This is a genomic window from Streptomyces spongiicola, from assembly GCF_003122365.1.
Lineage (GTDB): Bacteria > Actinomycetota > Actinomycetes > Streptomycetales > Streptomycetaceae > Streptomyces > Streptomyces spongiicola.
In genome coordinates, this window is the sequence record NZ_CP029254.1 from 5,900,788 (window position 1) to 5,922,923 (window position 22,136).

At 73.6% G+C, this 22,136-nt stretch carries 18 protein-coding genes; 11 read left to right on the top strand and 7 right to left on the bottom strand.

Going from position 1 to position 22,136, the window contains the following annotated elements; genetic code table 11:
• The first annotated feature begins 186 nt into the window (after nucleotides 1-186).
• From DDQ41_RS25765 to argF, 7 genes are all read left to right on the top strand, one after another.
• Entirely contained in the window at nucleotides 187-600 is a 414-nt protein-coding gene (locus DDQ41_RS25765; protein WP_109296595.1) for a cell division protein SepF, read from the top strand.
• A gap of 488 nt (nucleotides 601-1,088) precedes the next feature.
• Nucleotides 1,089-1,460, top strand: coding sequence for a nucleotide pyrophosphohydrolase (locus tag DDQ41_RS25770; protein WP_109296596.1), 372 nt, complete (start codon nucleotides 1,089-1,091; stop codon nucleotides 1,458-1,460).
• Nucleotides 1,461-1,585: 125 nt separating this feature from the next.
• Nucleotides 1,586-2,143 (top strand): DUF6099 family protein, encoded by a 558-nt coding sequence (locus DDQ41_RS25775; protein ID WP_223179124.1) that lies wholly within the window; start codon nucleotides 1,586-1,588, stop codon nucleotides 2,141-2,143.
• Nucleotides 2,144-2,417: 274 nt separating this feature from the next.
• Nucleotides 2,418-3,341 (top strand): LLM class F420-dependent oxidoreductase, encoded by a 924-nt coding sequence (locus tag DDQ41_RS25780; protein WP_109296598.1) that lies wholly within the window; start codon nucleotides 2,418-2,420, stop codon nucleotides 3,339-3,341.
• Between the two features lie 87 nt (nucleotides 3,342-3,428).
• Nucleotides 3,429-4,367, top strand: a complete 939-nt coding sequence (gene mmuM / locus DDQ41_RS25785) for a homocysteine S-methyltransferase (RefSeq protein ID WP_109296599.1) — start codon at nucleotides 3,429-3,431, stop codon at nucleotides 4,365-4,367.
• Between the two features lie 646 nt (nucleotides 4,368-5,013).
• Nucleotides 5,014-6,264: an arginine deiminase gene (locus DDQ41_RS25795; RefSeq protein ID WP_109296600.1), complete on the top strand. Its 1,251-nt coding sequence runs from the start codon at nucleotides 5,014-5,016 to the stop codon at nucleotides 6,262-6,264.
• 229 nt (nucleotides 6,265-6,493) lie between these two features.
• Nucleotides 6,494-7,498 (top strand): ornithine carbamoyltransferase, encoded by a 1,005-nt coding sequence (argF, locus tag DDQ41_RS25800; protein ID WP_109296601.1) that lies wholly within the window; start codon nucleotides 6,494-6,496, stop codon nucleotides 7,496-7,498.
• 110 nt (nucleotides 7,499-7,608) lie between these two features.
• On the opposite strand, the gene DDQ41_RS25805 is transcribed toward argF, so the two are convergent.
• Nucleotides 7,609-8,004, bottom strand: a complete 396-nt coding sequence (locus tag DDQ41_RS25805) for an ATP-binding protein (RefSeq protein ID WP_109297948.1) — start codon at nucleotides 8,002-8,004, stop codon at nucleotides 7,609-7,611.
• A gap of 521 nt (nucleotides 8,005-8,525) precedes the next feature.
• Between DDQ41_RS25805 and DDQ41_RS25810 the strand changes: the two genes are divergently transcribed.
• Both DDQ41_RS25810 and DDQ41_RS25815 read left to right on the top strand, forming a co-directional pair.
• Entirely contained in the window at nucleotides 8,526-9,353 is an 828-nt protein-coding gene (locus DDQ41_RS25810; protein WP_109296602.1) for an enoyl-CoA hydratase family protein, read from the top strand.
• Nucleotides 9,350-12,019 (top strand): bifunctional salicylyl-CoA 5-hydroxylase/oxidoreductase, encoded by a 2,670-nt coding sequence (locus DDQ41_RS25815; RefSeq protein ID WP_262508574.1) that lies wholly within the window; start codon nucleotides 9,350-9,352, stop codon nucleotides 12,017-12,019. The genes DDQ41_RS25810 and DDQ41_RS25815 overlap by 4 nt, the downstream gene beginning before the upstream one ends.
• 46 nt (nucleotides 12,020-12,065) lie before the next feature.
• Here DDQ41_RS25815 and DDQ41_RS25820 read toward each other — a convergent pair whose 3' ends face one another.
• Together DDQ41_RS25820 and DDQ41_RS25825 are read right to left on the bottom strand one after the other, a co-directional pair.
• Entirely contained in the window at nucleotides 12,066-12,881 is an 816-nt protein-coding gene (locus DDQ41_RS25820) for a PaaX family transcriptional regulator (protein WP_109296603.1), read from the bottom strand.
• 4 nt (nucleotides 12,882-12,885) lie between these two features.
• Entirely contained in the window at nucleotides 12,886-14,526 is a 1,641-nt protein-coding gene (locus tag DDQ41_RS25825) for an AMP-binding protein (RefSeq protein WP_109296604.1), read from the bottom strand.
• 143 nt (nucleotides 14,527-14,669) lie between these two features.
• Here DDQ41_RS25825 and DDQ41_RS25830 point away from each other — a divergent pair, with 143 nt between their 5' ends.
• Both DDQ41_RS25830 and DDQ41_RS25835 read left to right on the top strand, forming a co-directional pair.
• Nucleotides 14,670-15,812, top strand: a complete 1,143-nt coding sequence (locus tag DDQ41_RS25830) for an acyl-CoA dehydrogenase family protein (protein WP_109296605.1) — start codon at nucleotides 14,670-14,672, stop codon at nucleotides 15,810-15,812.
• On the top strand, nucleotides 15,809-16,207 hold the full coding sequence (locus tag DDQ41_RS25835) for a RidA family protein (protein ID WP_109296606.1): 399 nt from the start codon (nucleotides 15,809-15,811) through the stop codon (nucleotides 16,205-16,207). The genes DDQ41_RS25830 and DDQ41_RS25835 overlap by 4 nt, the downstream gene beginning before the upstream one ends.
• A gap of 649 nt (nucleotides 16,208-16,856) precedes the next feature.
• Here DDQ41_RS25835 and DDQ41_RS25840 read toward each other — a convergent pair.
• Genes DDQ41_RS25840 through DDQ41_RS25855 form a run of 4 tightly spaced genes read right to left on the bottom strand, consistent with a single transcriptional unit; the run spans nucleotide 16,857 to nucleotide 22,085 of the window.
• A complete protein-coding gene (locus DDQ41_RS25840; RefSeq protein WP_109296607.1) occupies nucleotides 16,857-18,599 on the bottom strand; it encodes an ABC transporter ATP-binding protein in 1,743 nt (580 codons plus the stop codon).
• On the bottom strand, nucleotides 18,596-19,459 hold the full coding sequence (locus DDQ41_RS25845) for an ABC transporter permease (RefSeq protein ID WP_109296608.1): 864 nt from the start codon (nucleotides 19,457-19,459) through the stop codon (nucleotides 18,596-18,598). Before DDQ41_RS25845 ends, DDQ41_RS25840 begins: the two co-directional genes overlap by 4 nt.
• On the bottom strand, nucleotides 19,456-20,409 hold the full coding sequence (locus tag DDQ41_RS25850; protein WP_109296609.1) for an ABC transporter permease: 954 nt from the start codon (nucleotides 20,407-20,409) through the stop codon (nucleotides 19,456-19,458). Before DDQ41_RS25850 ends, DDQ41_RS25845 begins: the two co-directional genes overlap by 4 nt.
• A complete protein-coding gene (locus tag DDQ41_RS25855) occupies nucleotides 20,406-22,085 on the bottom strand; it encodes an ABC transporter substrate-binding protein (protein WP_109296610.1) in 1,680 nt (559 codons plus the stop codon). Before DDQ41_RS25855 ends, DDQ41_RS25850 begins: the two co-directional genes overlap by 4 nt.
• Nucleotides 22,086-22,136 lie beyond the last annotated feature (51 nt).

Here is a 22,136-nt window from a genome sequence, read left to right on the forward strand (position 1 = left end):
TCCCCGGTGTCCCGGGCCGGGTCGCCTCCCCGGGCCGTCGCCCTCCCGGGCGGTGCGTCGCTTCTCGGTCCGTGTCGCTTCCCCGGGCGGTGCGTCGCTTCTCGGTCCGTGTCGCTTCCCCGGGCGTGGTGCGACTCGCCCGTGTCGCTGTTGGGCCGAACGGGTGAGGGGCGCGAAGATGGTCGCATGAGCAGGTACGAGAGGTTCGACGTCACCGACGAGCAGTGGGAGGGCCTGGCCCAGGTCGTGCCGCTGCGGGGCCGCAACGAGTGGCCGTCACACGTGGACCACCGGACGCTTCCCCGCGACGGCGTCGCCGCGCAGGCCGCCGAGGCGGAGCAGCGCCGGATGGTCGTGCTGCGCGTGCAGGTCTTCGCCGACGCCCGCGAGGTCGCCGAGTACCTCCTCGCCCGGGTCCCGGTGCTGCTCGACCTCACGAGCGCGGACACCGAAGTCGCCAAGCGCATCCTCGACTTCAGCAGCGGGGTCGTCTTCGGGCTCGGCTGCGGGATGCACCGTGTGGACCGCAACGTGTTCCTGCTCGCGCCCGTCGGCACGGAGGTCGACGGTCTCGCGGAGACCGCCGTCCCCCATTCTTAGGAAGCGCTTCGAGAGGTACCGGTTCGGCGTCCGGACCTGTGCGGCGTCCGCCGCGTGGACCCATCCGCCGGCCGCCCCGTCGTCACCGAACCGCGCCACCCCTCCTTCGCCGCGTGCCGGGGGAGGGGCGGCGAGGTCGCGGCGCCCTGGCGGTCGCGCTCCAGCGGACCCGCCGCGAGTGCCCCGCCGCCAGGTCGGGCCGGCATCGGCCGTTCGTGCGGGATGCGCCTTGGCTGCCGCACGGTTCGGGACTCTGATCGGGCCGGCCGGCGCGACCGTCTGCGCGGAGAGGCATCCGAGGCTGGCGGGAGATGGGAGAGGCAGGAGAGACCGCAGAGGTGGCAGAGACCGCAGAGGTGGCAGAGACAGGTGAGGTGGGAGAGATGGGAAGGCAGGAGAGGGCCGGAGAGGCGGGAGAGGCGGGAGAGAGTGGGGAACGTCGCGGCCGCCCGGGAGATCCGCGGTGTGGCGGTGGCAGACCTGGTGCGTTGACGGAACCGGACGTGCGGGCGTTGCAGCGCAGACTGGCCGAGTTCGCCGCGGCGCGGAACTGGCAGCCGTACCACACACCGAAGAACCTCGCCGTGGCGCTGACGGTCGAGGCGGCGGAACTCGTGGAGATCTTCCAGTGGCTGACGCCGGAGGAGTCGGCACGGGTGATGGACGACCCGCAACAGGCCCACCGGGTGGCCGACGAGGTCGCCGACGTACTCGCGTATCTGCTCCAGTTCTGCGAGGTGGTCGGGGTCGACGTGCTCCGGGCGCTCTCGGACAAGATCGACCGGAATGAGCTCCGTTTCCCGCCCGCTGAACGGGCGTCCGGCGGTCCCGCAACTCGAGATCGTCACTCTCCGGAGTGATTGACCTTTCCTCAAGCGGCCACCTGTCCACAGATTTCCGAATTCCCCTGGCTTTTCGTCTGGAGGTCATTCACTCTGGGTAGTGACTCAGTGGGCAGAAAGTCGTACGAACGGGGGCGGCGTCCATGGATGCGGAACGGCTCGTGGCGATCGGCAGGCGCGCACTCGCGGAGTGCCGCGTGGCGTTCGACGTCGTGGCGGAGGCCTGGCAGGCCCAGGCCCTCGCGCAGGCGGTCGGAGGCCTGCTGGCGGTGAGCGGGCCCCAGGAGCTGAGAGGCGAGGCGCGCGGGTTGAGCGAGGCAAGCGGCCGGGCCGGCATACTCGCCGACCCGGCCGCCCTGCGCTCGGGTGGCCCGAGAGCCGCGCAGCTCACGGAAGTCGCCAATCCCTGGCGGGCGTTGGATGCTCTCGGGACCCTGCTCGGCGAGGTCGGCATAGCGCTCGTCGGCGTCGCCTGCGACACGGACGAGGAGGGCCTCTACTGGCAGTGCATCGAGGCGATCGACGCCGCGGACGAGTCCAGCGACCACGTCCGCGCCATGCTCCAGCGCCTCGCCCTGTGCGAGCGCGACCGGGAGCGCCGAAGAGACCGCGACCGGGAGTGGGCGGCCGGTGCGGCGCTCGGCGGTGAGAGAGCCGCCCGCAGCCCGGACCCGGCGGAGCCGACGGCAAGCCCTCCCTGAGCCGAAGGCGCCCGTGCACTGTGCCGAGCGTGCACTGCCCCGCCCGTGCGCTGCGCCGAGCGTGCGCTGGCCCGCCCGTGCACTGTCCCGCCCGTGCACTGCGCCACGCGGCCGGGGCTCCGCGGCCGCCGTGTGGCCCACCGGGACCCGGCACGGCGCGACCACCCGGGTGCGGTGCGACCGGGTGCGGTACGACCGGTGGGGCGGTCCCGTTGCCCGGCCCTGCCCGGGCACGGGCTGAGCGGCGACCCGCGGTGCGGGGCAGGATGGATGAATGGACCTTCGCATCTTCACCGAACCCCAGCAAGGCGCCTCCTACGACACCCTGCTCACCGTGGCCAGAGCCACTGAGAACCTCGGCTTCGACGCCTTCTTCCGCTCGGACCACTTCCTCAGCATGGGGTCGGCAGACGGCCTGCCCGGACCTACCGACGCCTGGATCACCCTGGCCGGGCTCGCCCGCGAGACCAGCCGGATCAGGCTGGGCACGCTGATGACGGCCGGCACCTTCCGGCTGCCCGGTGTGCTCGCCATCCAGGTCGCGCAGGTCGACCAGATGTCCGGCGGCCGCGTCGAACTCGGGCTCGGCGCCGGCTGGTTCGAGGAGGAGCACCGGGCCTACGGCATCCCCTTCCCCAAGGAGAGATTCGCCCGCCTCGAGGAGCAACTCGCCATCCTCACAGGCCTGTGGGGCACGGAGACCGGCAAGACCTTCAGCCATGACGGGCGCTACTACCGGCTGGAGGACTCTCCGGCGTTGCCCAAGCCCGCCCAGCGGAAGGTCCCCGTGCTGATCGGCGGCCACGGCGCCACCCGCACCCCGCGGCTGGCGGCGCGGTACGCCGACGAGTTCAACATCCCCTTCGCGTCGCCACAGGACACGGAGCGCCAGTTCGGCCGCGTCCGCGCGGCTGCCGAGGCGGCCGGGCGTCCCCCGGGCGACCTCGTGTACTCCAACGCCCTCGTCGTCTGCGTGGGCAGGGACGACGCGGAGGTCTCCCGCCGCGCCGCCGCCATCGGCCGCGAGGTCGACGAACTCAGGTCCAACGGCCTCGCCGGGTCGCCCGCCGAGGTCGTCGACAAGCTCGGCCGGTACGCCGCCGCCGGCTCTTCCCGTGTCTACCTCCAGGTCCTCGACCTGCACGACCTCGACCACTTGGAGCTCATCTCCTCGCAGGTCCGGTCCCAGCTGGACTGAAGCCACCCGCTGTCCCACCCGCTGTCCCACCCGCTGTCCGGGACGCTGTACGGTACGCCGCCCCGGACGCCGTCAACGGAGCCGCCAGTGAAGCCCGCCCGCAGTCTCGCCGCCGCCCTCGCCGGGGACGGCCCGCTCGTCCTCGACGGCGGACTCTCCAACCAACTGGAGGCACAGGGCTGCGACCTGTCCGACGACCTCTGGTCGGCACGGCTGCTCGCCGACCGGCCCGAGCAGATCGAGGCCGCGCACACGGCTTATGTGCGGGCGGGCGCCCAGGTGCTCGTCACCTCCAGCTACCAGGCCACCTACGAGGGGTTCGCCCGGAGCGGCGTCCGGCGTGACGAGGCGGCCGGGCTCCTCGCCCGCAGCGTGGCGCTCGCACGCGCGGCCGCGGAGCGGGCGGCCCGGGAGGTGTGGGTGGCCGCTTCGGTGGGACCGTACGGCGCGATGCTCGCCGACGGCAGCGAGTACCGGGGCCGCTACGGACTGACGGTGCGGGAACTGGAGGCCTTCCACCGTCCCCGTGTCGAGGCCCTCGCCCGGGCCGGCCCGGACGTCCTCGCCCTGGAGACCGTGCCGGACAGCGACGAGGCGACGGCCCTGCTGCACGCCACCGCGGACACCGGCGTGCCGGTCTGGCTCTCCTACACGATCGAGGGCGGACGCACCCGCGCAGGCCAGGACCTCGGGGCGGCCTTCGCTCTGGCCGCGGGCCACCACCATGTCATCGCCGTCGGCGTCAACTGCTGCGAACCCGCCGACGCGGACCGCGCCGTGGAGACCGCCGCCCGCGAGACCGGCAGACCGGTCGTGGTCTATCCCAACAGCGGGGAACGGTGGGACGCCCGCGCCCGTGCATGGTCCGGCGGCATCACCTTCGACCCGGCACGGCTGCCCGAATGGGCCGCCGCCGGGGCCCGCCTGGTCGGCGGATGCTGCCGCGTCGGACCGGACCGCATCGCCGCCCTCGCGTCGCGCACCCGGGCCTCACACCGGTCGAGCGGGGACGACGCCCGGACATGAGCGCGACCAGGATTCCCGGACCCGGTGCGAACGCGGCCGTCTGCCGCAGAGCGCGCGGCTTCAGCCAGGCCGCCCTCGCCCGGCGGTGAGAAGCAGCGGCCGGCCGCCGACGGGCGAGCCCCACCGCTGCCACGGTGGCTCCCCGCGACGAGGCCGGAACCTTCCGGAACTCGGTTGACCTCGGGGTGGCCCGGCCATCGTGGACCGCGCCGTCGTTGAGGCCGAGTCCACCCTTGAGTGCCGCGACCGCGCGTTCGGCCCGGCTCGCCCCAGGACCCGGTACCGTCGCGCCCCCGGACCGTAACCCCCTTCCGTAACCCCCCTCCGCGAGCCCTGCGCGAGCACCGCGCGGGCCGTCGCGGGCCGTCGCGGGCCCGCCCGAGTCCCGGTGGCCCGCGTGCCCGCCGCACGCCCGGGAGGACCGGCCGTGGGACCGGCCGTGGGACCTGCCGCAGACCGGTCGTGGGACCGGTCGTGGGACCTGCCGCAGACCGGTCGTGGGACCGGTCGTGGGGCCGGCCGGTGGAGCCACCTCGCCTGCGGGCCCGCCGGCGAACGCTCCGCACGTCCGCCCGCTGACCGGGACGACTGCGACGGTCCGGGCGTTCTCCGAGTGAAGTGACCTCCGGACGGCCAGGATGGGGGCATGGGATTCCATGTCGACTCCGAGACCGGGCTTCTGCGCCGGGTCATTCTGCACCGGCCGGATCTGGAGCTGAAGAGGCTCACGCCGAGCAACAAGGACGCGCTGCTCTTCGACGACCTGCTCTGGGTCCGGCGCGCCCGCCAGGAGCACGACGGCTTCGCCGACGTGCTGCGCGACCGGGGTGTCGCCGTCCATCTCTTCGGCGATCTGCTGCGGGAGTCGCTGGAGATCCCCGCGGCGCGCGAACTCGTCCTGGACCGGGTCTTCGACGAGAAGGAGTACGGTCCGCTCGCCACGGACCATCTGCGCGCCGCCTTCGACGACATGGACACCCGGGCGCTCACCGAGGCGCTCATCGGCGGCGTGACGAAACGGGAGTTCCTCGCCGGCCACTCCGAGCCGTCCTCCGTCCGATTCCACGTCATGGATCTCGACGACTTCCTGCTCGGTCCCCTGCCCAACCACATCTTCACCCGCGACACCTCCGCGTGGATCTACGACGGCGTCTCCATCAACGCCATGCGCTGGCCCGCCCGCCGGCGAGAGACCGTGCACTTCGAGGCGATCTACAAGCACCATCCGCTGTTCACCGGCCCGGAGGCGGGGGAGTTCCACCACTGGTCCGAGGGCCAGGACGACTACCCCTCCACCATCGAGGGCGGCGACGTACTCGTCATCGGCAACGGAGCGGTGCTCATCGGCATGAGCGAGCGCACCACCCCCCAGGCCGTGGAGATGCTCGCCCGGGGACTGTTCGCGGCGGGCTCCGCCCGGACGATCGTCGCGCTCGACATGCCCAAGCGCCGAGCGTTCATGCACCTGGACACGGTGATGACGATGGTGGACCACGACACGTTCACCCAGTACGCGGGGCTGGGCATGCTGCGCTCGTACACGATCGAGCCGGCGGCGGGCGACCGGGCCGTGTCCCTGCGGGTCACCGACCATCCGCCGGAGCACATGCACAGCGCGATCGCGGCGGCCCTCGGGCTCAAGGACATCCGGGTGCTCACCGCGACGCAGGACGTGCACTCGGCGGAACGGGAGCAGTGGGACGACGGCTGCAACGTCCTCGCCGTCGAGCCCGGGGTGGTCGTCGCGTACGACCGCAATGTCACGACCAACACCCATCTGCGCAAGCAGGGGATCGAGGTGATAGAGATCCCGGGAAGCGAACTCGGCCGCGGCCGGGGCGGTCCGCGCTGTATGAGCTGCCCGGTCGAGCGGGGCGCCGTCCAGCCGCCCTCCTGACGCCTGCCCGTCGGCACCCGGCCCCGTCCCGTGCCCGCCGCCCTCCTGACGCCTGTCCGTCGGCACCCGGCCCCTGCCCGTCGGCACCCGCCCCGTCCCCTGCCCGCGGGCACCCGCCCCCTGACGTCCGCCGCCTGACGTCCGCCCGCCCCACCCACCCCGTCGTATAGCAATACGGGAGTACGTATAGACTTCCAGTGTCCCGTCAGCAATCCAGGAGCAGCCGACCATGGCGACACAACTCGAAGGCCGCCACTTCCTCAAGGAGCTCGACTTCACCGCCGAGGAGTTCCGCGGCCTGGTCGACCTGGCCGCGGAACTCAAGGCCGCCAAGCGAGCCGGCGCCGAGGTGCAGCGCCTGCGCGGCAAGAACATCGCCCTGATCTTCGAGAAGACCTCCACCCGGACCCGCTGTGCTTTCGAGGTCGCCGCCGCCGACCAGGGCGCGTCGACGACGTACCTCGACCCGGCCGCCTCCCAGCTGGGGCACAAGGAGTCGGTCAAGGACACCGCACGTGTGCTCGGGCGCATGTTCGACGGGATCGAGTACCGGGGCGAGAGTCAGGCGGCCGTCGAGGAACTCGCCGCGTACGCGGGAGTCCCGGTGTTCAACGGTCTCACCGACGACTGGCATCCCACCCAGATGCTCGCCGACGTCCTCACCATGACCGAGCACACCGGCAAGCCGCCCGCCTCGACCGCCCTGGCCTACCTCGGCGACGCCCGCTTCAACATGGGCAACTCCTATCTCGTCACCGGCGCGCTGCTCGGCATGGACGTACGGATCGTCGCCCCCAGGGCCTACTGGCCCGCCGACGACGTGGTCGCCGCGGCCCGCCGGGCCGCGCGGGCGAGCGGTGCGGCGATCACCCTCACCGACGACGTCGCCCAGGGCGTCGCGGGCGCGGACTTCGTCGCCACCGACGTCTGGGTCTCCATGGGTGAGCCGAAGGAGGTGTGGGACGAGCGCATCGAGAACCTCGCCCCCTACTCGGTGACCATGGACGTCCTGCGCGCCACCGGCAACGCGGACGTCAGGTTCCTGCACTGCCTGCCCGCCTTCCACGACCTCGGCACCCTCATCGGCCGCGAACTCCACGAGCGGCACGGGCTGACCGCGCTCGAGGTCAGCGACGAGGTCTTCGAGTCCGCTCACTCGGTCGTCTTCGACCAGGCGGAGAACCGTATGCACACCATCAAGGCCGTCCTCGTCGCGACCATCGCCGGGGTCTGACGGCCCCGACGAGGTGGGCGGGATGCCGGACGCGGGTCGGCGGCGTGTGCGCATCCGCGATCCGGGGCCCGTCTCGTCCGGCAGGCGGGAACGGCCGCCGAGGGCTGTGGTCACGCCTGGGCGGGAGCCCGGGGAAGCCTGAACCAGACCGCCTTGCCCCGCGCGGTGGGGCGATGCCCGCACGCCGTGCTCAGCGTGCGCACCAGCAGCAGCCCGCGGCCGTGCTCCTGCCAGGGGTCGGGCATCCGGTGCGGAGGCTGCCCCGCCAGATCGCCCGGTGGCGACGGGTCCGGGTCGTGCACTTCCACCCGGCAGCCCTCCGGCAGCAGCTCCACCGCCAGCTCGATAGGGGTGGAGCCGTCGGTGTGCTCCACGGCGTTGGCGACCAGTTCCGCGGTCAGCAGTTCCGCCGTGTCGCAGTCGGCCCCCTCGTCCACGTCCGCCAGTGCCGTACGCACCAGGGCCCGAGCGATCGGCACCGCAGCGGTGGTGTGCGGCAGCGCGATCCGCCATAGGCCGGCGACCTCGGCGGCGGGGGTGCCTCCCGGGGTGCTTCCGGAAGCGGTTCCGGGGGTGCTGCCGGGGGCGTACCCGGGGGAGTGGGACAAGGCTCTGTTTCCAGGTTTCCAGGTTTCGAGGTTTCGAGGCCTCGGGGCTTCCAGGTCTCGAGACCTCCGAGACCTCCGAGACCTCAAGGTTCCCGAGGTTCCCGAGGTTCCCGAGGTTCCCGAGGTTCCCGAGGTTCCCGGGACTTTCGAGTTTCCGAACTCTCCGAGGTTTCCGGTCATGGCGAGCATGCGGCCGGTACCGCGTCCGCTGCGGGCCCCCACCTTACGAGACGCGCCCGGCGGGGCCGGCAGAGGCCGTCCGGGCCGGCCGCGGACCCCGTTCCGCTCATGCCCGGACCTCCGCCGGCGCACCTCCCGCCGTATCGCGTACTCATGACGGAAGTCACGGAAGAGTGATAAATTCGGGAGGCAGGCAGACGCGGGGCACGACTCGCCCCGCCGAAGGAGGCCACACGTCCATGAGCCCCTTTCCCAGCTCGGCACCCCGCACAGAGCGGTGGCACCACATCCGCCTGACCAGGCACGACGGCGTTGCCACCGTCACCCTCGACCGCCCCGGGAAACTCAACGCGCTCACCTTCGGCGCCTATGCCGACCTGCGTGATCTGCTCGCCGAACTCTCCCGGGAACGCTCCGTACGCGCCCTCGTGCTCGCCGGCGAGGGCCGCGGCTTCTGCTCCGGCGGCGACGTCGACGACATCATCGGCGCCACCCTCGCCATGGACACCGCCCAGCTCCTCGACTTCAACCGGATGACCGGCCAGGTCGTACGCGCCCTGCGTGAATGCCCCTTCCCGGTGATCGCCGCCGTCCACGGCGTCGCCGCCGGAGCCGGGGCCGTGATCGCCCTCGCCGCCGACTTCCGCGTCGCCGACCCCACCGCCCGGTTCTCCTTCCTCTTCACCAAGGTCGGACTCTCCGGCGGGGACATGGGCGCCGCCTACCTGCTGCCCCGTGTCGTCGGTCTCGGCCACGCCACCAGGCTGCTGATGCTCGGTGAACCCGTCGGCGCCACCGAGGCCGAACGCATCGGGCTCATCAGCGAACTCGCCGGGGAAGGGCAGGCCGGCAAGGCCGCCGCGGATCTCGCCCGCCGCCTCGCCGACGGCCCGGCCCTCGCCCACGCCCAGACGAAGGCCCTGCTCACCGCGGAACTCGACATGCCGCTCGCCGCCTCCGTCGAACTCGACGCCGCCACCCAGGCACTGCTGATGAACGGTGAGGACTACGCCGAGTTCCACGCCGCCTTCACCGAGAAGCGCGCCCCGAACTGGCGCGGACGATGACCCCGTCGCCGGCCCCGGGCGCCGCGCCCCGAACCGTCCCGCCCCGAACCGTCCCGCCCCGCTCCGGCACCAGCGCTGCCGGAGCCCCGCACTCCGCCACCTCCGGTGCCCCCGCCGCTCCGGACGCCCCGCGCGCCGCCTCCGGTGCCCCCGCCGCCCCGGATGCCTCCGGTGCCCACACCACCCCCGCCACCCCCGGCGCCCACACCACCCCGGACGCCCCCGCCACCTCCGGTGCCCCCGCCACCCGGGACGCCCCGCGCGCCACCCCGCTCCCCGGTGCGCCACCCCGCCGGAACGCGCCCCTGCGGATCGCCGTCATCGGCGGCGGTCCCGGCGGCCTCTACGCCGCCGTGCTCCTCAAACGCCTCGACCCCGCACGCGACATCACGGTCTGGGAGCGCAACGCGCCGGACGACACCTTCGGCTTCGGCGTGGTCCTCTCCGACGAGACCCTCGGCGGCATCGAGCACGCCGACCCCGCCGTGCACCGCGCACTCCAGCGCGTGTTCGTCCGCTGGGACGACATCGACATCGTCCGCGGCGGCCGCACCCTCACCTCCGGCGGACACGGGTTCGCCGCACTCGGCCGCCGCACCCTCCTGCGCATACTCCACGAGCGCTGCGCGGAACTCGGCGTACGCATCCACTTCCGCACCCCGGCCCCCACCGCGGCCGAACTCGCCGGCCGCCACGACCTCGTCATCGCCGCCGACGGAGTCAACAGCACCACCCGAACCGCGCACGCCGACGCCTTCCGCCCCCGCGTCACCACCCACCGCTGCCGCTACATCTGGCTCGCCGCCGACTTCGCCTTCGACGCCTTCCGCTTCGAGATCGCCGAGACCGAGCACGGCGTCATGCAGCTCCACGGCTACCCCTTCGAACGGCCCGCACCCGGCCCCCACCCGCCGGCCGGACCCTCCGGCGAGCCGGGTCCGACCGGCGCCTCCACCGTCATCGTCGAGATGCGCGAAGAGGTCTGGCACGCCGCCGGACTGGACGCCTGCGACGAGCGGCAGTCCGCGGATCGCTGCGCCGAGATCTTCGCCGAAGCCCTCGGCGGACGCCCCCTGCGGGGGAACAACTCCGCCTGGACCGCCTTCCGCACCGTCGTCAACGCGCACTGGTCCCACGGCAACACCGTCCTCCTCGGCGACGCCGCGCACACCGCCCACTTCTCCATCGGCTCCGGCACCAAACTCGCCGTCGAGGACGCCCTCGCCCTCGCCGCCTGCGTCGGGGAACACGCCACCCTCCCCGAGGCCCTCACCGCATACGAGGCCGAACGCCGCCCCGTCGTCGAATCCACCCAGCGCGCGGCCGCCGCCAGCCTCCGCTGGTTCGAGGACGTCCGCGCCTACCTCGGCCAACCGCCCCGCCAGTTCGCCTTCAACCTGCTCACCCGCAGCCGGCGCGTCACCCACGGCAACCTCAGGCTGCGCGACCCCGCCTTCACCCGCACCGTCGAGGACGACTTCGGCTGCCCGCCGGGCACCCCGCCCATGTTCACGCCCCTGCGGCTGCGCGGGCTGACCCTGCGCAACCGCGTCGTCGTCTCGCCCATGGACATGTACTCCGCCACCGACGGCGACCCCGGCGACTTCCACCTCGTCCACCTCGGCGCCCGCGCCCTCGGCGGCGCCGGACTCGTCATGACCGAGATGGTCTGCGTCAGCGCCCAGGGCCGCATCACCCCCGGCTGCGCCGGCCTCTACACCGACGCCCACGCCACCGCATGGCGCCGTGTCACCGACTTCGTCCACAGCCAGGCCCCCGGCACCGCCATCGGCGTCCAGCTCGGCCACTCCGGCCGCAAGGGATCCACCCGGCTGATGTGGGAAGGCATCGACCAGCCCCTGCCCGACGGCAACTGGCCCCTCGTCGCCGCCTCACCCCTGCCGTACCGGCCCGGTGTCAACCAGACACCCCACCAACTCGACCGCGCCGGACTCACCGTCGTCCGCGACCAGTTCGCCGCCGCCGCCCGCCGTGCCGCCGACAGCGGCTTCGACCTGCTCGAACTCCACTGCGCCCACGGCTACCTCCTCTCCGGCTTCCTCTCCCCGCTCACCAACCACCGCACCGACGCCTACGGAGGCAGCCTCGCCAACCGCCTCCGCTACCCGCTGGAAGTCTTCGACGCCGTCCGGGCCGTGTGGCCAGGCGAACGGCCCATGACCGTCCGGATCTCCGCCACCGACTGGGCCGCCGGCGGCACCACGGCCGACGACGCCGTCGAGATCGCCCGCGCCTTCGCCGCCCACGGCGCCGACGCCATCGACGTGTCCACCGGCCAGGTCGTCCCCGGTGAACGCCCCGAGTACGGCCGCTCCTACCAGACCCCCTACGCCGACCGCGTCCGCAACGCCCTCCGCGTCCCCGTCATCGCCGTCGGCGCGATCTCCTCCTGGGACGACGTCAACTCCCTCCTCCTGGCCGGCCGCACCGACCTGTGCGCCCTGGCCAGGCCCCACCTCTACGACCCCCACTGGACGCTCCACGCGGCCGCCGAGCAGAACTACGCGGGCACTGCCGCGCCCTGGCCCGCGCCCTACCGCGCCGGCAGCCGGACACCCCCTACCGGCCGCACCGACGCGCCCAGGCCGCGCCTCGGCCTCACCGGTCTCCGCGAGGGGGCGCAGTCGCCGGCGCCCCGGCCGTGACCCAGCGGGCCCGGGCGCCGGGGAGACCGGCGTCCGTACCCGCCGCTCAGCCGGCGTCGGGCCGGACGTACCGCGCCCCCGGGTCCCGCAGCCGCCGGTGCAGCCCGCGGAACACGGCCGCCGAACGCCCGCCCGGCCAGTCTGCCGGCAGCAGCTCCGCGGGCAGCCCCGGATCCGCGTACGGCAGCCGCCGCCACGAGTCCAGCGCCAGCAGGTAGTCCCGGTACGCCTCCTCGGCCGGCGTCGCCCCGCGCGTCTGCCACGCCCGCAGCACCGGGCCGTGCACATCCAGGAACTCCTCGTGCTGCTTGGCCACTCCCGCCAGGTCCCACCAGCGCCCCACCGCCTCGGCCGTCGCCGCGAACCCCAGGTGATCGCCCCGGAACAGATCCACGTAGGGATCCAGCTGGAGCCGCCGCAGCGTGTGACGCGTCTCCTCGTGGAAGCGCGCCGGAGCGATCCACACCCCCGGCGCAGCCGTGCCGAAACCCAGCCTGCCGAGACGCGACCGCAGCAGATGCCGCTTGTGCCGCTCCGCCTCCGGCACCGAGAACACCGCGAGCACCCACCCGTCCGACAGCGGCGCCGCGCGGTGGCCGAAGATCCGCTCGTCGCCGTCGTCCAGCAGCTGCCGGGCATCGGCCGACAGGGCGTAGCCCGCCGCCCCGGCCGCCGTCCGCCGCGCGACGAGCAGCCCCCGCCGCTTCAGCCGCGACACCGAGGAACGCACCGACGGGGCGTCCACCCCCAGCGCCCCCAGCAGCCGGATCAGCTCGGCCACCGCGAACGGCCCCGCCGTCTCGCGTCCGTACGCGCCGTACAGGGTGACGATCAGGGAACGGGGAGTGTGCTGCTCGGCCACGTGATCACTCTAGGCCCCGCAACCGGAACCGCTGCAGCTTCCCCGTCGGCGTACGCGGCAACGCGTCCATGAAGACGATCGCCCGCGGGCACTTGTACGGCACCAGCCGCGTCCTCACGAACTCCCGCAGCGTCTCGGCCTGCGCCTCGTCCCGCGCGGCACCGTCCCGCAGCACGACGTAGGCCGCCACTATCCGGCCCCGCAGCTCGTCGGCCCGGCCCACCACCGCGGCCTCCACGACGTCCGGATGCGCCAGCAGTGCGTCCTCCACCTCGGGGCCCGCGACGTTGTAACCCGCCGAAATGATCATGTCGTCGGCGCGGGCCACATAGCGGAACCATCCGTCCGGCTCCCGTACGTAGGTGTCGCCCGTGAGGTTCCAGCCGTCCCGCACGTACCCGCCCTGCCGCGGATCCGACAGATAGCGGCAGCCGACCGGCCCCCGTACCGCCAGCAGCCCCGGCTCGCCGTCCGGCACCGGTTCCCCGGAACCGCCGTCCACCACCCGGGCCTCCCAGCCCGGGACCGGGATCCCCGTCGTCCCCGGCCGGATGTCCCCGTCCGCCGCCGAGATGAAGATGTGCAGCAGCTCGGTCGCCCCGATGCCGTTGATGATCCGCAGCCCCGTCCGCTCCCGCCACGCCTCCCAGGTCGCGGCCGGCAGGTTCTCCCCGGCCGACACACAGCGCCGCAGCGAGGAGACGTCATGGCCGGCGACACCGTCCAGCATCACCCGGTACGCCGTCGGCGCGGTGAACAGCACCGACACCCGGTGCTCCGCGATGGCCGGCAGCAACTGCCCCGGCCCCGCCCGCTCCAGCAGCAGCGCCGACGCCCCGGCCCGCAGCGGGAACACCACCAGACCGCCCAGACCGAAGGTGAAGCCGAGCGGCGGGCTGCCCGCGAACACGTCGTCCGGGGTGGGCCGCAGCACCCGTGCGGAGAACGTGTCGGCCACCGCCAGCACGTCCCGGTGGAAGTGCATGCAGCCCTTCGGCCGGCCCGTCGTGCCGCTCGTGAACGCGATCAGCGCCACGTCGTCCGCCGCCGTCTCCACCGCCCGGTACACACCCGGCGCGTCCGCCGCCAGCCGCAGCAGGTCGCCGGGCCCGTCCCCGCCGAACGCCGTGACCCGCAGCCCCGGCACCTCCGCCTCCACCAGACCGTCCAGCGAGCGGAAGTCGCACAGCGCATGCGTCACCTGTGCGATGTCGCACATGACCGCCAGTTCCCGGGCCCGTTGCTGGGCGAGGACCGTCACCGCCACCCCGCCCGCCTTCATCACCGCGAGCCAGCACGCGGCCAGCCACGGGGTCGTCGGACCGCGCAGCAGCACCCGGTTCCCGGGCACCACCCCGAGTGCGCCGGTCAGCACGTGCGCGATCCGGTCGACCCGGTCACGCAGCTCCGCGTACGTCCAGACGGCGCCGTTCCCGTCGCGGAACGCGGCACGGTCGCCCCCGTGCCGTTCGATCGTGGTGTCCAGCAGTTCCGCGCCGCAGTTGAGCCGCTGCGGATAGCGCAGTTCCGGCAGCTCGAACAGCAGCCGCGGCCACTGCTCGGGCGGCGGCAGGCGGTCCCGCGCGAAGGTGTCGTGATGAGCCGAAGGTGTCGGCTCCGGGCCGGCCGAGGGTGTCAGCACCATTCCGCCCCCTGTCGTGGTGGGGTCGCGCATCGAGCGTAGCGTGATGGTGACGACAGTCAACGGTTCGCGATAATCTGCTTCGGGGGCCGCCGCGCGGCGCCGCCGCCCGCCCCGTACCCCGGCCGCAGGAAGTGGGGAACCGGATGCCCGCATTCTCTCTCGAACCGGCACAGACCGCCTGGTGCGCCGAACTGCGCGGCCTCGCCGCGCAGCGACTGCGCCCCCTCGCGGAGAAGGGCGAACCCGGCCGCGTCAACCGCCCACTCCTTTCCGCACTCGGCGAACTCGGCCTCCTGGAGCGGCTGTTCAGCGCAGGAGCGCTCGACCTCTGCCTGATGCGCGAATCCCTCGCCCACGGCTGCACCGAAGCCGAGACCGCCCTCGCCCTCCAGGGACTCGGCGCCCACCCGCTGCACCGGTCCGGCACCCCCGCCCAGCGCGACCGCTGGCTCCCCGGCGTCATCGCCGGCCGCACCGTCGCCGCCTTCGCCCTCAGCGAGCCCGGCGCGGGTTCCGACGCCGCCGCGCTCACCCTCCACGCCGCCCCGGCACCCGACGGCCCCGGCTGGCGGCTCACCGGTGAGAAGCTCTGGATCTCCAACGCCCCCGAGGCGGACTTCTGCACCGTCTTCGCCCGCACGGGCGAAGCCCCCGGGGCCCGCGGCATCACCGCCTTCCTCGTCCCCGCCGACCGACCCGGCCTCACCGGCCGGCCCCTCGACATGCTCTCCCCGCACCCGATCGGCGCCCTCGCCTTCGACCGCGTCCCCGTCACCCCCGACGACGTCGTCGGACGGCCCGGCGACGGCTTCCGCGTCGCCATGGACACCCTCAACCTCTTCCGGCCCAGCGTCGGCGCCTTCGCCGTCGGCATGGCCCAGGCCGCCCTCGACGCCACCCTCGACCACACCGCACACCGCCACGCCTTCGGCGGCCCCCTCAGGGACCTCCAGGCCGTCTCCCACCAGACGGCCGAGATGGCCACCCGCACCGAGGCCGCCAGGCTCCTCGTCCACGCCGCGGCCTGCGCCCACGACGCCGGCGCCCCCGACGTGCGGCTCCGCTCCGCCATGGCCAAACTGTTCGCGACCGAGACCGCCCAGTACGTCGTCGACACCGCGGTACAACTGCACGGCGCACGCGCACTCCAGCGCGGCCACCTCCTCGAGCACCTCTACCGGGAGGTGCGCGCCCCGCGCATCTACGAAGGCGCCAGCGAGGTCCAGCGCGGCATCATCGCCAAGGAGCTGTCCGCCGGCATCCGCACCGAGGAGACCCCCCGATGAGCCTCGAACGCATCAACCCGCCCGGGCTGTCACCCGCCGGGGGCTTCTCCCACGCCGTCGCCGCCACCGGCTCCCGCGTCATCTTCCTGGCCGGCCAGACCGCACTCGACACCGCCGGCAAGGTCGTCGGCGACGGCCTCGTCGAACAGTTCGAGACCGCCCTCGCCAACCTGCTCGCCGCCCTCGCCGCGGCCGGCGGCACCTCCCACGACCTCGCCCGCGTCACCGTGTACGCCACCGACGTCGCCGACTACCGCCGCCACACCGCCGAACTCGGCCGGGTCTGGCACCGGCTCGCCGGCCGCGACTACCCCGCCATGGCGGTCATCGGCGCCGTGCGCCTCTGGGACGAGGAGGCCCTCGTCGAACTCGACGGAATCGCCGTACTGCCCTGACCACTGACCACTGACCACTGACCACTGACCACTGACCACTGATCAGTGACCACTGACCACTGATCACGGCCGGAGGGGCGACCTCCTCGGCCGGCGGCGGGTGTTCATCACCGGCGTGCCGGTGTTCGTCCTCGCGCCACCGCTCGGCGGGCTCGCCCGGAAAGGCCAGGCCCCGACTCCTCGCCGCTCCGGCACACGACCTACGAGGCGGCGGCCGTGCACGGAGGGCGGGACCGGGCGGCACCCGGGGACGATCCCGACCGGTGGGCCCACCGGCGGCCGCGCCACCCCCGACGGCAGCGGCAGGGGAGCTGACATACCCGGCTTCCACGCATGGTCGGCCTCCAGGCGTATGCGGCCTCCATGCATGGTCGGCCTCCACGCGTATGCGGCCTCCACGCGTTCCCGGCCGCCACGCCCGGCCGGTCCGTCCGACCGCCCGTTCCCCGGATGCGCCGCCCCATCGAAGCCGACCGGGCGAGACGCCCTGTCCCGGCCACGGCGGGCGGAGGCGTGCTGCGGTCCCGGGTGGCGGGGATCGGCTCGCTCCCGCAGCCCGGGCGCCGGGGCGCGGGCGGTCCGTGTGAGCCGGGCGCGTGACCCGGGGTTGCGGGGATCGGCCGGAGTGACGGGCATGCGGTGGTGGTGGTCACCGGGGCAGTCCTCTGCTGCCTTCGACATGATCGTCGTGGTGAGGGGCCGGCGTCGGCCGAGGGGCCGGCGAGGCGGCGTTCGGCGGGCGTGCCGGGCGCAGGAGCGGCTCAGGGCCCCGCGCCGAACGCTCCGCCGCTCCCGCGGAAGTCCCGCCACCGTCCGGCCGGGTGCCCGGGCCGGCCGCCAGACGTGCCGTGGTTTCCATGAGCGAGACGGTGAACGGGTGTTCCGGGACGGTCAGGATGCGCTGGGCGGTGTTCTGCTCGACGATTTCGCCGCCGTCCAGGACGGCGATGCGGTGGGCCAGGGCCGCGGTGCCCAGATCGTGGGTGATCAGTACCAGGGACAGGTCGTCGCGGTCGCGGACCAGTGCCGTGAGGATGTCGAGGATGCCCCGGCGGGTGATGGTGTCCAGGCCGGACGTGATCTCGTCGCAGATGAGGACGCGAGGGTGGGCGAGCAGCGAACGGGCGAGGGCGGCGCGCTGGAGTTCGCCGCCCGAGAGCTGTCCGGGGAGCCGAAGGACGAGGTCCGCCGGAAGTCCGAGGCGGCTCAGGGTGTCTCGGGCTTCCCGTGTCGCGGTGTCCCGGTCGGCGCCGCGCAGGCGGATCGCGGTGCGGGCGACCTGGTGGAGCACGGGGCGGTGTTCGTCGAAGGCGGCGCGCGCGTCCTGGAAGACGTACTGCACGGCTGCGAGATGCGGGCGGCTGCGGTCGCGCAGACTGCGGGGCAGCGGTGTGCCGTCGAGGAGGATCTCCGCGTCGTGGTCGCGGTGGAGGCCGGCGAGGCACCGGGCGAGGGTCGTCTTGCCGCTGCCGGAGCGGCCGACGACGGCCAGGCACTCGCCCGGGTACAGGTCGAGGCGGGGGGTGCGCAGCACCACGGTCCGGCCGCGCGCGCCGGCGCGGTGGCGGGCGGTGAGGTCGCGGACCTGCAGGACGGGCGGCCCGGTGCCGCTCGCGCGGTCCGGTTCCGGGGACCTCGGCTGCTCACCCAGCAGTGCGCGGGTCCACTCGTGCCGGGGCGCGGGCCAGACGCGTGGCGCCGGGCCCGCCTCCACGACCCGGCCCGCCCGCATGACGACCACGTCGTCGGCGAGTGCGCGCGCCACGTCCAGGTCGTGACTGAGCAGGACGACCGCGATGCCGCGGGCCGCGACCGCCGCCAGCTGCTCGACGATGCGGCTCTTGGTCAGGGCGTCCTGGCCGGTGGTGGGCTCGTCGGCGACGACCACGCGGGCGCCGAGCAGCAGGGCCTGGGCGAGCACGACGCGTTGCTGCTGGCCTCCGGAGAGCTGGTGGGGGTAGCGCCGCAGCAGGGACTCGGCGTCCGGGAGCTGGGCTTCGGCGAGGGCCCGCAGGACGCGTTCGCGGGCCGCCGCCCGGCGCTGCCCCGGCGAGAGGTGGCGGACCTGGGCGCGGGCGATGTCGGTCAGCAGCGCGGAGATCGAACGGGCCGGATTGAGGACGGCCGCCGGGTGCTGGGGGATGTAGCCGGCCAGGCCGTCGGCCGTCAGGCGTACGTCCCCGGTGACCCGGGCGCCGGGCGGGTACTCCCCGAGCAGGGCGAGGCCGGTGGTGGTCTTGCCGCTGCCGGAGGCGCCGACCAGTGCGGTGACCCTGCCGGGCAGGGCCTGGAGACTGACGCCGTCGACGATCGCCCTGCCGCCGATCTCGACGCGCAGGTCGCGGATCTCGGCTACCGGGTCCGCGGTGGTGGCCTCCTGCTCGTGGTTCACGGACGTGCCTCCTTCTCCGCCCGGCTCCGGAGGGTTCGGCTCGCGGCGGCGCGGGCGGGGGCGAGCCGTCCGCCGCCCTTGTGGAGCGCGGCGTCGAAGAGGAGGTTCGTGCCCGTCGTCAGGCCCACGATCAGCAGGGCGGGGACGACGACGGCCCACGGCTGGACGAACAGGCCGGTGCGGTTGCGGTCGACCATGACCGCCCAGTCAGCGGCGTCGGGTGCCACGCCGACGCCGAGGAAGGCGGCCGTGGCGACGAGGTACAGCACGCCGGTCAGCCGGGTGCCGGCGTCGGCGGCCAGGGTGCGCAGCATGGAACGGCCGACGTAGCCGACGGCCATGCGCCACCATGTCTCGCCCTGCATGCGCAGTGCCTCGACCGCGGGGCGGGCGGCGGCCTCGGTGGCGGCGGCGCGCACGAGGCGGGTCGCGTCGGGCACGTTGACGACCGCGACCAGCAGGGCCAGCCCCACGGCGCCGGGGGAGAACACGGTCGCCGCCAGCAGGATCAGCAGCAGCGAAGGGACGGCGAGCAGCACGTCCAGGGGCCGCATCAGCAGTTCCTCCAGCAGGCGGCGGTGGGTGAGCGCGCTGAACAGACCGACGGGCAGGGCCACGAGGTAGGCGAGGGCGGTCGCGGTGAGGGCGGTCAGCACGACCGGGCGGCCGCCGTGCAGTACCTGGTGCCAGACGTCCCGGCCGACGAAGTCGGTGCCGAGCCGGTGGCCGTCGCCCAGCACGAAGGATGCGGCCCGTGGACCGGGGTCGCCGGCGAACTCGGGGCCGAGGAGGGCCAGGACGAGGGGCACCGCGACGACTCCGGTGCCGAGGGCGAAGCGGCCCGTGCGCGAGCCCTTCACGCGGCCACCCCCGCCCGGGGCGCGAGGCGGTGGGTGACCAGGTCCGCGCCCAGGTTGAGGATGACGGTCAGGGCGCCGAAGACGACGGCGAGGCCCTGGACGACGGGTACGTCGCGTTCGGCGACGGCGTTGAGCAGGACGGTGCCGAGTCCGGGGATCACGTACAGCGCCTCCACGACGATCACGCCGCCCAGCAGCCAGTCGATGGTTCGGGCGAGTTGCTGGGCGGCGGGGGCGAGGGCGTTGGGAAGCGCGTGCGTGTAGCGCACACGGGCGCCGGAGACGCCGTAGCGGCGCGCCTGTGCCACGTACGGGGAGGCGAGCGCGTCGATCATGCCGGCGCGTACCAGGCGCGCCAGGGAGCACACGGGCCGGGAGAGCAGGACGAGGACGGGCAGGACGAGTGCCGCCGGGTGGGCGAGCAGGTCGGTGCCGTATCCGACCGCGGTCGGCGGCAGCCAGCCCAGCCGGATGGCGAGGACGGTCACCAGCAGCACGCCGAGGGCGAACTCGGGCACCGCGTAGACGACGAGCGTCATCGAGCTGACCAGCCGGTCCACCAGGCGCCCCTCGTGGCGGGCGGCCAGCACGCCGAGGCCGAACCCGGCGGGGACGAGCAGGGCCGCGGTGAGCGCGGCCAGCACAAGGGTGGGGCCGAAACCGTCGGCGATGTACTGGCTCACCGGGCGGCCGGAGGCCAGGGAGGTGCCGAAGTCGCCGTGCAGCAGGCCCGCCGCCCAGTCGGCCAGCCGCTCCACCGCGGGCCGGTCCAGCTCCATGGCCTCGCGGATGGCCTCGATGCGGGCGGGGTCGGGCTGGTCCCCGGCCAGGGCGACCGCGGCGTCACCCGGCAGCGCCTCGGTCAGCGCGAAGACCAGCAGCACCACGGCCGCGGTCTGCGCGACGCCGAGGAGCAGCCGCCGGGTGACGAAGGAGCGGAATCCGCTCACGCGAGCCACACCTTGTCGAAGCGGGCCCAGTCGAGGGTGTTGGCGGGTGCCTCGGTGTCGACCCCGTTGACGGTCTTCGCCGTTCCGATGATCCAGTCCGCGAAGCCCCAGATCAGGAAGCCGCCCTCGGAGTACAGGCGGCGCTGCATGCGCTCGTAGACGGCGGCGCGGTCGGTCCTGTCCGGGGTGGACTGGGCCTGCTGGTACAGGGCGTCGAAGTCCTTGTGCCGCCACTTGGTGGCGTTGGTGGTGGAGCCGGTGAGCAGGCGCTGGGAGATGTGGGCTTCGATGGGCATGGCTCCGGAGCGGTAGCAGCACAGGGTGCCGTTGTCGAGGATGTCTGCCCAGTAGGAGTCCTTGCTGCCCATCCTGACGTCGACGGTGACGCCCGCCTTCTTCGCCTGGTCGCGGAAGATGCTGGCGGCTTCGGTGAATCCGGCGGCGACGGCCGAGGTGTCGAGGGCGACCCTGAGGTTCTCGGCGCCTGCCTGCTTGAGCAGGGCGCGGGCCCTGTCGAGGTCCTGCTCTCGCTGGGGAAGGCCGTCCGGGTAGTACTCGTAGCCCTTGCCGAATAGGTCGTTGCCGGTCTCCCCGGCGCCGGACAGGGCACCGTCGACGAGTTCCCGGCGGTCGGCGATGAGGAAGAACGCCTGGCGCACCCGCTTGTCGTCGAAGGGCGCCCGGTCGGTCTTCATGCAGAACCCCTGCATGGAGCTGCCCCGCAGTCGCACGATCTCGATCCGGCCCTTGCCCTCGTGGGCGCGGGCGGTGGCGGGGTTGAGTTCGTGGGCGTACTCGACCTGCCCGCCGACGAGGGCGTTGACACGGGCGGACTCCTCGTTGGCCACGACGAACTCGATCTCGTCGAGGTGCGGGGCGCCCTCCCAGTAGTCGCCGTTGCGGCTGAAGACCGCCGAGCGGCCGGGTGTGAACGACACGAACCGGAACGGGCCCGATCCGATCGGGTTCCTGTCGAACTCGTTTGCGTTCTCGGGCACGATGTACGCGCCGAACGCGGCGAGGATGTTGGGGAACTCGGCCGTCGGGCGTTTGAGGACGAACTCGACCGACCGTTCGCCGGTGGCACGGCTGGCCTTGAGGTCGATCGGTTCCAGGGACGCCTTGGCCCTGAACGCCCGCTTCGGGTCGGCGATGCGGCGGTAGCTGTGGAGGACGTCCTTCGCGGTGACCGGCCTGCCGTCGTGGAAGGCGGCTTCGCGCAGGGTGACCTGCCACCGGTCCAGGGTCCTGTTGGACTCCCACTTCTCGGCGAGACGGGGCCGGGCGGACAGGTCGGCGCCGTAGTCGGCGAGTTTGTCGAAGAGCGCCTTGGCGCGGGCGACGTCGGCGAAGAGGTTTGCCAGATGCGGGTCGAGGGTCTCGCTGGCGCCGCCGCCCGCGAACGCGGCGCGCAGGCGGCCGCCCCGCTTCGGTGTGCCGTCGCCCTTGCTCCCGCCGCTGCCGGCCCCGGAGTCCGAGCCGCCGCATCCGGCGAGGACGAGTGCGCCGAGGGAGGCTGCACCGGTGGCGGAGAGGAAGCCGCGGCGGCGCAGGCCCGGGAAGCGGTCGGGGGAGCTGTCCGGGAAGTGGTCGGGGGAGCTGTCCGGGAAGCGGTCCCGGGAATGGTCCTGGGAGTGTTCCGGGGAGGGGGGACGGCGGGTGGTTTCGTCGTGCATGCGTGTTTCCTCGGGGTGTGTGGATGTGCGGCTTGCGGAGTGGGGCTGCGG